Genomic DNA, 12761 nt, shown 5'->3' with positions numbered 1-12761 from the left:
GGTGGCGCGGATCCCGTTGTCGCGCAACAGGTCACGGACCGTGCGGGCGGTGGCTTCGGCGGCCACCGTCGCGGCCGCGACGAGCAGGCCGTAGTCCTCGGTAGCCAGCTCATGCGAGCGCGTGAGCCACATCATGGGGTGTGCCTTTCGTCGTCGGTGCTTCGGTCCTGGTACTTCTGCAGCACGGCGAGCTGTTTGCGTTCCTCGGCGTGCTCGATCTCGAAGTATCGCTCGGATTCCGCCACGGGATCGGGTCGCAGGAAGCTGCCGGTGCCCGGTTTGCCCGCCGAACCGAGTTTGTTCATCTTCTTCGGGATCGCCGCGCCCTGGTAGACCAGCGGCACCGGATGGCCGTGCTCGTCGACCGGTCCGAGCGCCTGGTGCACCTCGACGTACTCGCCGTGCGGCAGTCGCTTGATTATGCCTGTCTCGATGCCGTGCTCGAGCACCGCCCGGTCGCTGCGCTGCAGACCGATGCAGAACCTATAGGTGATGAAGTACGCGATCGGCGGTGCGATCAACAGGCCGATGCGGCCCATCCAGGTGGTGGCATTGAGCGAGATGTCGAACTTCAAGGCGATGATGTCATTGACACAGCTGAGCGTCAGCACCAGATAGAAGGTGATCGCCATCGCGCCGATTCCGCTGCGCACCGGCACATCTCGCGGCCGCTGCAACAGATTGTGGGCGGCGTAGTCCTTGGTGAGCCGCTTCTCGATCCACGGGTAGGCGGGCAGGATCACGAGCACCAGGCCCATCACCAGGGCGACCCAGAACGCCGCCGGGATGGTGTAGTTGCCGAGGTATATCTCCCACGGCGGCATGAGCCGGGCCAGGCCGTCGGTCCACATCATGTAGAAGTCCGGTTGTGAACCCGCCGACACCTGCGCCGGATTGTATGGCCCGAGTTCCCAGATCGGATTGATCTGGAATACCCCGCCCATGATCGCCACTGTGGCGAGGGTGAACATGAAGAACGCACCCTGGTCCGCGGCGAAGACCGGGACGATGCGCGCACCGATGACATTGCCCTCGGTGCGCCCCGGCCCCGGGAATTGCGTGTGCTTCTGATACCAGACCAGCGCGATATGCGCGGCGATCAGCGCGAGCATGATGCCGGGGAACAGCAGTACATGCGTGATGAACAGCCGCGGAATCAGCACCTCGCCCGGAAATTCGCCGCCGAAAAGGGCGAAGTGGATCCAGGTTCCGACGATCGGGACGCTCATTGTGATCCCGCCGAGCGGTGAACGCAGGCCGGTGCCCGACAACAGGTCATCGGGCAGGCTGTAGCCGAAGTAGCCCTCGAACATGGCCAGGACCAGCAGGGTCGAGCCGATCACCCAATTCGCTTCGCGCGGTTTGCGGAACGCGCCGGTGAAGAAGATCCGCAGGCAGTGCACGATGATCGCGGCCAGGAACATCAGTGCGGCCCAATGGTGTACCTGCCGCACGAACAGACCGCCGCGCACTTCGAACGAAATGTCCAGGGAGCTGGCATAGGCCGCCGACATGTGCACGCCGCGCAGCGGTTGATACGCGCCGTCGTAGACCACTTCCGTCATCGACGGATCGAAGTACAGCGTCAGGTAGATGCCCGAGATCAGCAGAATGATGAAGCTGTACAAGGCGATCTCGCCGAGCAGGAAGGCCCAGTGCGTCGGGAAGACCTTGTTTATCGAACGTTTCACGAAGGTCGCGGCGCGGTACCGCTCGTCCGCGGCGTCGGCGTGCTGCGCCGCCTTCGAGCTCATCGCGGGCTCCCGTCCGAGCCGCGTGGCGCCACCTCGTAACGAATGAACAGCACAGGCATTGTCATCTCCTTCTCGATCGACAGCCAGCTACGCATAAGACGGTCGAGCAGTCCGAAACGTGACGGCCTGGATGCGAGAGGTACTACCGTGTGACGTAGATCTCGTCGGGGCTCGGGGAGTTCGTTCAATGCGGCGAGGAAGTCGTCCGACGGATAGATGCAGAGCGATTCACCGGTGTGCTGCGTGGCGGCGGCCAACTCGATGGTGCCGCCGTGCCACCAGTAGACGTCCTGGCTGACCGGCCACGGGCGCTGCGTGTAATCGAGCGCCGCGACCTGGGCCAGCACCGTGGTGGCCTGGACCACTTGGAGATTCGCCACCGGGTGCGCGTAGATATGGCGCTGCGATGGCACCACGAATACCGCACCCGCCGGCCCGATCACCGGATACGCGTCGAGCCAGCACGCGTGCGCCGTGATGTAGTCCGAGATGCCGCACAGCATCGTGATCTCGACACCGTCGGCGCTCGGCGTATCGACATCATCACGTTATCGGCCGCCGCCACCCGGCACGAATACCCCAACTGATGTGCCGCCGCCACGGTGAGAGACAACAACAGATCCGGCGCTACCTCCGACACCGTGACTCCCTCGCTCGTCTTGCGGTGCACCAGCTTTCACCACTGCACGCCCGCAGTTACCGCACTCGGAACACGTACCCCGTGATTGTGCCTCCCCGGTGAGACCCGCACCCGGCTGTTGCCGAGATCGCTCGCCCCCGAGGTACCACGGGCTTGCGGTTACCGGTGGCCGTAACCAGGCCATTGTCGGCAGGGGATTGTGGGCAGCCGCGGCGATGCTGCTCGCCGGACCCGCTCATGGCCCGTGGAACTCGAGGTCAGAATGCCGCGTGCGCCGCTGCCACGAACGCCGCACATGCGTCGGGATTCTTATCCCCGGTGGCGGTTTCGACTCCGCTATTGACGTCTACCGCGAACGGACGCACCCGTCCGATGGCATCGGCGACATTGTCCGGATCGAGACCACCGGCGAGGATCACCGGGCAGCCCAGCTCGTGCAGCGCTGTCACGACGGCCGCGCTCACCGACCAGTCGTGCGTGCGGCCGGTGCCGCCCAAGCGGTCGGCGGTGCGTGAATCGAGCAGTACCGCATCGCAATCCGCGGCGGCCCGACGCGCGGTATCGACGGCCTCCGGCCCCGTGACGTGGACCGCCTTGATGACTTTCCGGCCACAGGCGGTCTTGCGGACTGCACGAACGGTGTCGATGGTGACGAGCCCGTGAACCTGGATCGCATCCACCCCGACTCGGTCGGCCAGGTCCACGATCGCGGCCGCGTCCTCCAGATGAGTGACCAGGACACGGGTGACGAAGGGCGGAGCGAGCCGCGACAGCGCCGCCGCGCGCTCGGCATCGAGGCCATCTTCACTGAAATGGGTGATCCCGGAGATGAATCCGATGGCGTCGGCACCGGCGGCCAGCGCGATCCGCAGATCGCCTTCGGATCTGATCCCGCAAATCTTTGCGCGCACCGTCACGACTCAACGATATGCGCCGGGCAGTAGCCCGCCGAAAATCGAACGAGCCCGGTGCGTTCGGCACCGGGCTCGTGGAAGTAAACGGGGCTAGCTGGCGGCCGTCTCCGGGATGCGGGTGGCTTCGGGGGCGGAGCCGCTGGGGACGCCCTTCTTCAGGCTGGCGGCGTAGACGTCGACGTATTCCTGGCCGCCGAGCTGCATGAGGTCGTACATGACCTCATCGGTGACAGCGCGTTCGACGAAACGGTTGCCGCCCATGCCTTCGTAGCGGGAGAAGTCGATGGGGGCGCCGAATTTGACGGTCACCCTGTGGCGACGCCAGCGGAACGGGCCGGGCGGGCAGACCTCGAAGGTGCCGATGACAGCGACCGGGATGACGGGCACGCCGGTCTCGAGCGCGAGCCGCGCCAGGCCGGTCTTGCCCTTGTATAGGCGACCGTCGGGGGAGCGGGTGCCCTCCGGGTAGAGGCCGACGAGGTGCCCCTTGTCGAGCAGTTTGCGTGCGGCAATGAGCGCGTCCTCGGCCGCGGAGGCGCCGCTGCGGTCGATCGGGTACTGGCCGGTGGCGCTGAAGAAGAACTTCTGCAGCCGACCCTTGAAGCCGGGGGCGGTGAAGTACTCGGCCTTGGCGAGATAGCTGATCCGACGCGGGCTCATCAGGGGAGCGAACAACCAGTCCGAGAAGGACAGGTGGTTCCCGGCCAGGATGGCCGGTCCGTCGGCGGGGATATGCTCCGCGCCTTCGACCGTCGGACGGTTGTAGAGGTGCATGAACGGTCCTGGGAACAGGTACTTCAGCATCCAGTAGAGCATGGCGTCCTAACCCCCGCGGCCGGGATCGTTTACGAGTACAACCGTCTGTTGCCGACTTTACCGCTGGGTACAGATCACATCCAAGCGGAGCGGCGTATCTCACCACATGTTCTCGAGTTCTGATATCCGACCGCTCAGTGGGTGGAACGAGCCGCCCAGGAACGGCCGCGGCCGGTTTCGGCGAGGGTGGCCCTGGCGAGCTCCGCCGCGCCGATCATCCCCGCCGCCTCACCGAGCTGTGTGGTCCGGATCCGGGCGAGCGGCCGATGCCCGGCGCCGGTGATCGCCCGCGCGTACTCCTCGCGCGCCTCGTCCAGGAACTGCGGCGCCGAACTGCTTACGCCACCGGCGATCACGATCAGCCCGGGATCGAAGATATCGCTGACGAAGGCCAGTCCGAGCCCGAGCCAGCGGGCGAAATCGGCCATCACCGCAACGGCCAACGGGTCGCCGTCCTGGGCGGCCCCGGCCACCCGGCGTCCGGTCAGCGAACCTGGATCGCGCAGCACCTCGCGCGCCAGTACCGTCGAATGCACCGGGTCGGTGGCCAGCATTTCGATCGCGGTGTCGACCAGAGCCGTTCCGCTGCAATACCTTTCCCAGCAGCCGCGTTTACCGCACGGACAGGACCGGCCCTGCGGCACCACCTGCAGATGTCCCAGCTCAGGTGCGACGCCGTGCGTGCCCCGATACAGTTCGCCGTCGATGAGCAGTGCCGCGCCGATGCCGGTGCCGATCGCGACGAGTACCGAATTGTGCCCGCCCGCCGCCGCGCCGAAGCGGTACTCGGCCCACATGGCGGCATTGGCGTCGTGTTCGAGGATCACCGGTAGTTCGAGGCGTTCGGTGAGCCGCTGCGCGACCGGGGTGTCCTGCCAGGGCAGGTGCGGCGCGAAGCGCACTGTCGAGCGATCGGCGTTGATGAATCCGGCCACCGCGAGGCCGACCGCGCCGATCGGATGTCTGCGGCACAGTTCGCGGACCGCACGGTCCAGCGCGTTCTCCAGTGCGCGCGCCGAATGCGGTGTCGGCGCTACCACGGTGTCGAGCACCTCGCCGTCGCCGTCGACCACCGATGCGCGAATATTGGTGCCACCGACGTCGATTCCGACGGTCAGCGGTCGCGCATCTGCTACTCGCGCCGTCATGCCTTGATCGTCACGGGGATGCCGACATAGCGGGATCGCTTGCGCCCGGCCGAGTTCGACTGCCGTGTGCGGGTATCCGCGTCGGCGGGTGTGGATTCCGTATCCGGTGGATCGTCGTGCTGCCCGGAAGCGAACGAATGATCGTGCGGCACATCGTCTTCGGGCATCACCGGATCGACCGGCACACCGGCGAGCGCCTCGCGCAGCACGGTGACGATCGCGGTCCCGTGATCGGCCACCACCGCGAGCACATCGTGATGCTCACCGCGCACCAGCGCCGCGGCCGCGCAGACCGGGCACCAACTGCAACTCGACCAGTCCGGTTGTCCGTCGGCCGCGCGACGCAGCACGGGTTCGACCCGTTCCAGCACCGCCTCTGCAAGCAGCTTCAATTCCGCGGCGAATTCGCCGAGGCCGTCACCGGGCTCGGCAGCGCCGGGCCAGTCGTCACTCATACCGGCCACGCTTCCGGGTCCGGGTGGAAACGCACGATCAGATAGCCGTTGTCGAGTTCGGCGCCGTCGACCGTGCACCGTCGCAATACCGGCGCCAGGCGCACCCGGCGCCGGACCCCGTCCGCTCCCACGATCAAATCGTCCTCCACTCGTCCCAGTCGCAGCGTCGCCGGATCGACGACGGGCAGGTGCATCCGCAACGCGTACACCGAATGCAGACCGGTGCCCGATTCCAATCGAACCACCGGCTCGCCGGAACTTGTGCGAACCTCCGCCGGATTGTCGCTCAGCTTCGAGTCGGCATTCAACCGCTCACCCGAATCCATCGCATACGACAGCGCGGACAGGGACGTGAGCCCGACCGGTTCGGGCCCGGTGTGCTGTGCGATCAGCACCCGTGTCCCGTTCATACCCCGTTGCAGCCGGTTCACCACATCCAATTGTTCGGCGCGTCGATTCACATACCACTGCACGGCGGGATGGGCGGCCACCTCGAGCGCGGTCGGCGGGGGCACGGCGGGCAGCACCTTGTTCACCACCACCGCATCCAACCGCAGACCGAGCAGCGCCGCCGCCGAACGCACCCGCTCCGATTCGGCGATGGCGACCTGTTCGGCGACGGTGATCAGTCGCGCACCGGTGCGTCCGTGATCGGTGAGCAGATCGTGCACCTCGGTGACCGCCTTGACGATCCGCTCGACCGTGGTGGCCAGCACCGCGCGCCGCAGATCGGTGCCGACCATGCTCATCGCCCGCGCATGCGGCGGCCACATCCGCTCCACATATCCGAGCAGGGTTTCCGGCGCGGTGATGATGCGCAACATATCCGCCGAGGGCGGGCAGTCGACGACGATCACATCCCAGTCGTCCTCGGCGGCGAATTGGGTGATCTCCACCAGCATCAGCAGTTCCTGCACACCGGGCAGTCCGGTCAGCTCGGCCGGATCCAGTGCGGCCGGGTCGATGCCGTGATCGTGGTCGGTTCCGGTCGCGAGCACGCGCACCACCTCGCGGAACCGATCCTCCAGCAGCGCAAGGGAATCGACCTCGATCACATCGAGTCCGGACACTACGCTCGCGATCCCGGGCACAGTGCCGGGATCATGTGGAAATCGGAAGCCCAGCGCGTCGCCGAGCGAATGCGCCTGATCCAGCGAGGCCACCAGCACCCGCTGCCCCGCCCGGGCATAGGCCATGGCGGTAGCGCAGGCCAACGTCGTCTTGCCGACTCCGCCTTTGCCGATGAATAGTTCGACCCGAGTACCGGCCGCCTCGGGCTTGTGTGTGATCAGCCTTCGACCCGTTTCTTCAGTTCCTTGAGCGCGGTATCGGTGATCACCTTCTCGGCCTTGCGCTTGAACATGCCGATCATCGGAATATTCAGGTCGACGGTCAGCTCATAGGTCACCTCGGTGGTGCCGTCGGGCTGGTCGACGAGTTCATAGGTGCCGTCCTGCGCCTTCTGCAGTTCGCCGCTGATCAGCGTCCAGCTGACCGATTTGTCGTCGGGCCGCCAGGTGTAGGACAGCACGTAGGTGTCCTTGACGACTCCGGCATCCAGCACGAAGCGCGCGGTCCGGGCCCGGCCGTCGGCGCTCTTCTCCAGCACCTCAACGGTTTTCGCCGCCGAGACCCACTCCGGGTAGGACTCCAGATCGGCGATGACGGACATCACCCGCTGCGACGGTGCATCGATGATGATCGACCTCTGGGTCCTGTCGGCCATGGCGGACAACGATTCCTTTCAGCTGCTGTGCTCGTATGCGTCAGCGGGAGGTCGGTGCGGCGTGTGCCGGCGCGACACCGGCGGCGCGGCCCGCCTCCAGCCTGGCCTTGATCTCGAACGACATATCCTTGCCCGCCACCCGGCGCGCCCGATTCGCGGCGGCCATATCCCGTGTCGGCGCCTTCGGTTCGGCGTGCAGGAAGTAGTGCAGGATCACCCCGTCGAGTGCGGGCTCCAGCCATACCTCCATGGTTCCGGTCAGCGCACCGGTGACCGACCAGCGAATACCCTTGTCGGCCCGGTCTTCCCGGACGCCGAGGGTCAGATCGGGCCACCAGCGGCGCCAATTGTTCTCCCCGGCCAGGATCTCGGCGACCGCGGCCCCGGGGGCGGCGACAAACGTCTGATCAGCAATCTGAATACTGCTCACTGCTGCGCCTCGCTGACGCTCGGCTCCGCAGTGCGCACAGCGCGCTGGCACATGGTTCGCTCGCTGCGCTCGCTCACGGCTGCGCCTCGCTGACGCTCAGCTCCGCAGTGCGCACAGCGCGCTGGCACATGGTTCGCTTGCTGCGCTCGCTCACGGCTGTGCCTCGCTGACGCTCAGCTCCACCGTGCGCAAAACGTGCGCTGTGTCTTTGGTTCACTCGCTGACGCTCGTTCACAGCCCGAGCGTAGTAGATCACAGCCCCAACCTGTGAGCCGCCGTCGCCTTTATTGCAGCAGCTGACGCAGTCGCGCGCCCAGACTGTCCCAGCGCCACTGTTCCTCCACCCAGACGCGTCCCGCCGCGCCCATCTCGGCGGCGGCATCGCGATCGGACAGGATCTCGACGATGGCGTCGGCGATCTCGGTGGTCTTGCGTCCGTCGACGACGCGGCCGGTCTTGCCCTCCAGCACGGTCTCCGGCGCACCGCCCGAACGTCCGGCCACCACCGGCACTCCGGCTGCCGAGGCCTCCAGGTACACGATGCCCAGACCTTCGACGTCGAGTCCGGCCCCGCGGGTGCGGCTCGGCATGGCGAAGACATCGGCCAGGGTGTGATGGGCCGCCAGCTCGCTGGACGGGACCCGGCCGGTGAAGACCACGTCATCGCCGACGCCGATGGCCGCCGCGAGCCCGTGCAACTTGTCCTCGTACGGTCCGCCGCCCGCGACCACCAGCACCGCACCGGGAATCCGAGCGCGGATCTCGAGCATGGCGACGATCAACGCGTCCTGGCCCTTGCGCGGAACCAGCCGGGACAGGCACAGGATGGTCGGGCGATCGCCGAGGCCGTAGCGCTGGCGCAATTCCGCGCGGGCGGCCGGATCGGGCCGGAATACCTCGGTATCCACTCCCGGCGGCAGATATTCGAGCGCGGCATCCGGCCCGAACGCCGAGGCGAACCGGCCGCGCGTATATCTGCTGACATAGGTGACGACATCGGTGTGCTCACCGATCGCGCGCAATGCCTGCCGCGCACCCGGCAGCATGGACCAGCCGACCTCGTGCCCGTGTGTACTCGCCAGAATCCGGGTTGCGCCCACGCGCCGCAGCATCGGCGACAGCAGTGCCAGCGGCGCCGCCGCACCGAACCACACCGTGTCGCAGTTCTCGCTGCGCAGCAAGCGCGCGGCCCGCCGCAGCACCAGCGGGGTCGGCAGCATCAGCGTGGTCGGGTGGCGCACCACCTGGAACTTCTGCTTCGCATCGAATTTCAGATGACTGTCGCCACGCCACCGCGGAGCGTAAACGACCAGATCATCGGGCGGCAGCTCACCGGCCAACGCCTGCAGATACGACTGGATACCGCCCGGCCGCGGCGGGAAATCATTGGTAACCAGCAGAGTTCGGGCCATGCGAACAAACTACTTGGTGCGCCGTCACGCCGGTGACGACGGTTCACTCCGTCAGGCAGCGCGGGTGGACAACCAACCGCGCCAGTCGGCGACCAGATCGTCGCGGCTGGTGCCGAGCACATCGCGCATGATGCGGTCCTCGCTCGCGTGGTCCTGTTTGCCCGCGGCGATGCGGCGGTACAGCTCGACCAGGCGCGGCTGGTCGAACTTATCGGCGACGAACGCGCAGACCGACCACGCCTGCTCATAGGCGGCGACGGCACCGCTGCCCGCGAAGTCGGCGGCGGACGGGAGATCGCGGGGGACATCCCCGGCGCGAATGCGGGTGGCCACCGTCGGTGCGATATCGGCGAAATGATGTCCGGTGCCGAGGTGGGCCACGAATTCGGCGAAACCCTCGAGCATCCACTGCGGTGCGCCGTCGATGGTTTGGGCGCGCGTGGCGATATGGGTCAGTTCATGGCGCAGCAGGGTGCGCAGACCGTCGGCGTCGAGGCGGCGTCCGGCATCGGAGCTGAAGACCACGCGCTGGCCGGTCGGCTGGGTGCCAGGCACGAACGGATCGGCGACCGAGGCCGCGGCGACATCGGCGGGCATGCTCGCGCCCGAGCGCACCAGCGCCGCGAACTCCGACGGATTCGACGCGACCACCACCATCGCGGATTGGGCCCAGCCCGGCCCCCACACACCGGTGACGGCAGTGGTCGCGGCGGCGAGTTCGCCCGCGAGCGTATCGATTTCGGCCCGCTGCGCCGGATGACCGACGACCAGGGACTCCTGGCCGTTCCCGGTCGGCACCTGCTCCGTGACGAGTTGCCCGAAGGGCTCGAGCGTGCGCAGCACCGAGGCAAGGCGCGGATCGTCATCGGCGGCGCGCAGGCTGCCGATCGAAGTCGGCTGGGCCGCACGCAGTTTCGGCAGTACCGAATTGGGCATCATCAGCAGCGCACCGCAGGTTCCCGTCAGTACGGTGACCATCACGACGGTGGCGACGAACTGGAAGCGGCGCCGCACGAACAACCAGGCGTGGGCCCGCCGAAAGCTACTCATAGCTGATCAGTATCGCCGAGCCGAGTGATAGGGCGTCGACCCCATCGGCGCAACGGCTACCGGAACCCCGAACGTGGAGGCGTGCAGCATCATTCCATTGCCCGCATAGATGCCGACATGGGAGATATCGGAATAGAAGAACACGACGTCGCCGGGTTGCAGATCCGCCTTGTCCACCGGGGTGCCGTAGGAGGCCTGCTGCGAACTGGTTCGCGGCACATCCTTGCCGACCTGTTTGAAGGCCCACTGCACCAGGCCGGAGCAGTCGAACTGGTGCGGTCCGGTCGCGCCCCAGACATACGGGTCGCCGATGCGGGTGAGTCCGGCGGCCAATGCGCTGGTGCCGCTGCCGGGAACCAGCCCGCGCAGCAGGGTGTCGGTATCGAAACCGGGTGGGAACGGCGATCCGGCCAATGCCGATTTGTCCTTGGTGGACAACTGACCCCACGCCTCGACCACCTGCGCGATGGAGCCGGACAGACCGGCTCGCTTGCGTTCGAGATCGGCGCGCACCTGGTCGGCCTTGTCGGAAGCGGCGCGTGCGGTGTCGGCGGCGGCGCGTGCGGTCTTTTCCGCCTCGGTCGCGGCGGCGGTCGCCTGTTTGTAGAGATTGAGCTGCTCGGAGTTCTTGGCCGAGATCACGTCGATGGTGGACATCTGGTCCAGCAGACGCTGCGGCGAATCGCTCAACAGGACAGCGGAGAGTCGGCTGGTGCGCGCGCCCTGATAGGCGGCGATCACGGTGCGATCGATGATCGGCTGGAACTTGCGGACTTCCTCGCGGGCCGCATCGGCGGTCTGCGTGGCCGCGTCGAGTTTGGCGTCGGCATCGTGCAGGGCGTCGAGTTTGGTGTCGAGATCGGCCTGTGCGCCGAGTGCCTGTTGATTGAGCTGCTCGGATTCGCGGGACAGGTCGATCATCCGCTGTACGGCCTCACCGGCCGTGGTCGGCATGGCTGCCGGATCGGCTCCGGCTGGACTGCCTCCGGAGAGTGCGGCGCCCAAGACCGCGGCCGCTAATGCCCCTCCCACCAGACGTTTCCTGCGATATCTCCGGTGATGTGCTGTCACAGCGCGCCAGGCCCCGTTTCTCTCGTGAAGCGATCTTGTCGCCTCCGCAAGCTGCGGAACTTCTGCGGCGAACCCGCAAGCCGGGAAGGTCTCGATTAGGTTACGGAACGGCGTATGTCTGTGTCCAGTGGGCCACAAAACGATCACTCATGCCGTCCCGACGCCCGGCCGTCTCGTACGGCCGGGCGGGATGATCGAAAGAGCTGCTCAGAAGCGGCGCGCCCCGGCGACCGGCATGGAGGAGATCGGCGCGAGCTTCACCGGGGTGCCGGAGGTGGAGGCGTGGACGACGTTGCCGTCACCGGCGTACAGGCCGGAGTGGCTGCCGCCGTAGAAGGACACCAGATCGCCCGGCTGCAGGTCGTCGAGCGAGACCGGGGCGCCCGCGTTCAACTGCTCACCGCTGGTGCGCGGCAGCTCCAGACCGGCCTGCTGGTAGGACCACTTGACCAGGCCGGAGCAGTCGAAGGCGTTCGGGCCCGCGGCGCCGTAGACGTACGGCGAGCCGACCTTGCTCAACGCGGCGTCGAGCGCGATATCGCCGACGGTCTTCTTGGGGGCCATGAACGGCAGCGGGCCGGGGTTGGGCACCTCGATGCCCGGGATGCCCTGCGGGATCGGGATCTCGTTGGGTACGTCGAAGGTGCCGATGCCGGGGATGGTGACCGGCTGGGCCGAGGCGGGCGCGGCGGGCAACAGGAAGACGCCGAGCGAGGCAGCTCCGACGGCTCCGGCCGCGACGGCACGCTTGGCATGTCGCTTGACGGTGTTGGTCGCCATGATGCGGTACTTCCAATCTGCCCCACGACGCCGCACCCGGTGGTACAGCGGACTGCGTGTCGAAGCACCGTCGGGTGGTGCGCCGAACTCCGTGAGGTCTCGAAAAGGTTACGAACACATCACGGTGTTTTGTAAAGTCGGAGACATCCGAAATGGCGATGCTCAACAAATTCGCCGCCGAATATGTGCGACTTATGTCACACCAATCACGAAACGATAACGAAGCGTGATTTCCCAAGGATGGCGGCATCGCTGACGGTCTCCGCGACGTCTGAGGGCGGCGTGTCCCAGACGCTGAAATTCTCAGGATTTCCCCAGGTCGCTAAGGTATCTCCGCGTATTCTCGGCCGGGCGAGTCGGACCGGACGGTCTTCTCGTTGGCACCGCTGGCAGCACGCCGAGGGTGCCGACGCCGGGCGCCCGGGCGTGTCTGCCGATTGATGCAATTTGCCGAATATTGTGACGTGCGCCACTTTTTGGTGTTCTAGATCATTTCGTGGGAATCGGAGCGAAATCCTCGCCGTGTAATTCGGACATTTCTCTGCTGAAATCCCAGGTGGTTTTT

Annotated in this window: 13 protein-coding genes; all 13 read right to left on the bottom strand. The window is 66.6% G+C overall.

The window, feature by feature from the left end:
* Nucleotides 1-131 precede the first annotated feature (131 nt).
* A complete protein-coding gene (gene qcrB / locus NP3_RS15825; RefSeq protein ID WP_063042054.1) occupies nucleotides 132-1754 on the bottom strand; it encodes a cytochrome bc1 complex cytochrome b subunit in 1623 nt (540 codons plus the stop codon).
* The gene (locus tag NP3_RS15820) at nucleotides 1751-2257 is read right to left on the bottom strand and encodes a hypothetical protein (protein ID WP_063042053.1); all 507 of its coding nucleotides are present in this window, start codon (nucleotides 2255-2257) and stop codon (nucleotides 1751-1753) included. Before NP3_RS15820 ends, qcrB begins: the two co-directional genes overlap by 4 nt.
* A 394-nt stretch (nucleotides 2258-2651) precedes the next feature.
* Nucleotides 2652-3311, bottom strand: a complete 660-nt coding sequence (locus NP3_RS15815; RefSeq protein ID WP_063042051.1) for a phosphoribosylanthranilate isomerase — start codon at nucleotides 3309-3311, stop codon at nucleotides 2652-2654.
* An 87-nt stretch (nucleotides 3312-3398) separates the two neighbouring features.
* Nucleotides 3399-4124, bottom strand: a complete 726-nt coding sequence (locus tag NP3_RS15810) for a lysophospholipid acyltransferase family protein (protein WP_063042049.1) — start codon at nucleotides 4122-4124, stop codon at nucleotides 3399-3401.
* A gap of 134 nt (nucleotides 4125-4258) precedes the next feature.
* A complete protein-coding gene (locus tag NP3_RS15805; RefSeq protein WP_063042047.1) occupies nucleotides 4259-5272 on the bottom strand; it encodes an ROK family protein in 1014 nt (337 codons plus the stop codon).
* Nucleotides 5269-5727, bottom strand: a complete 459-nt coding sequence (locus tag NP3_RS15800) for a hypothetical protein (RefSeq protein ID WP_063042056.1) — start codon at nucleotides 5725-5727, stop codon at nucleotides 5269-5271. The genes NP3_RS15805 and NP3_RS15800 overlap by 4 nt, the downstream gene beginning before the upstream one ends.
* Complete coding sequence (locus tag NP3_RS15795) at nucleotides 5724-7016, bottom strand: ArsA family ATPase (protein WP_281197440.1); 1293 nt, start codon at nucleotides 7014-7016, stop codon at nucleotides 5724-5726. Before NP3_RS15795 ends, NP3_RS15800 begins: the two co-directional genes overlap by 4 nt.
* Nucleotides 7016-7453, bottom strand: a complete 438-nt coding sequence (locus NP3_RS15790; protein ID WP_040688545.1) for an SRPBCC family protein — start codon at nucleotides 7451-7453, stop codon at nucleotides 7016-7018. The genes NP3_RS15795 and NP3_RS15790 overlap by 1 nt, the downstream gene beginning before the upstream one ends.
* Before the next feature lie 40 nt (nucleotides 7454-7493).
* Entirely contained in the window at nucleotides 7494-7883 is a 390-nt protein-coding gene (locus tag NP3_RS15785; protein ID WP_063042043.1) for a hypothetical protein, read from the bottom strand.
* Between the two features lie 284 nt (nucleotides 7884-8167).
* A complete protein-coding gene (locus NP3_RS15780) occupies nucleotides 8168-9295 on the bottom strand; it encodes a glycosyltransferase family 4 protein (RefSeq protein WP_063042041.1) in 1128 nt (375 codons plus the stop codon).
* Nucleotides 9296-9346: 51 nt separating this feature from the next.
* Nucleotides 9347-10345 (bottom strand): hypothetical protein, encoded by a 999-nt coding sequence (locus NP3_RS15775; RefSeq protein ID WP_063042039.1) that lies wholly within the window; start codon nucleotides 10343-10345, stop codon nucleotides 9347-9349.
* Between the two features lie 6 nt (nucleotides 10346-10351).
* Nucleotides 10352-11377 carry an NlpC/P60 family protein gene (locus NP3_RS15770; RefSeq protein ID WP_063042037.1) on the bottom strand — a complete coding sequence of 342 codons (1026 nt, stop codon included), beginning with the start codon at nucleotides 11375-11377 and terminating at the stop codon, nucleotides 10352-10354.
* A 246-nt stretch (nucleotides 11378-11623) separates the two neighbouring features.
* Nucleotides 11624-12196, bottom strand: a complete 573-nt coding sequence (locus NP3_RS15765; RefSeq protein WP_063042036.1) for a C40 family peptidase — start codon at nucleotides 12194-12196, stop codon at nucleotides 11624-11626.
* Nucleotides 12197-12761: the final 565 nt, after the last annotated feature.

This window comes from Nocardia pseudovaccinii NBRC 100343 (genome assembly GCF_001613225.1).
In the GTDB taxonomy this organism is placed as follows: Bacteria; Actinomycetota; Actinomycetes; order Mycobacteriales; family Mycobacteriaceae; genus Nocardia; species Nocardia pseudovaccinii.
This window is presented reverse-complemented; position numbering and strand designations above follow the sequence as displayed.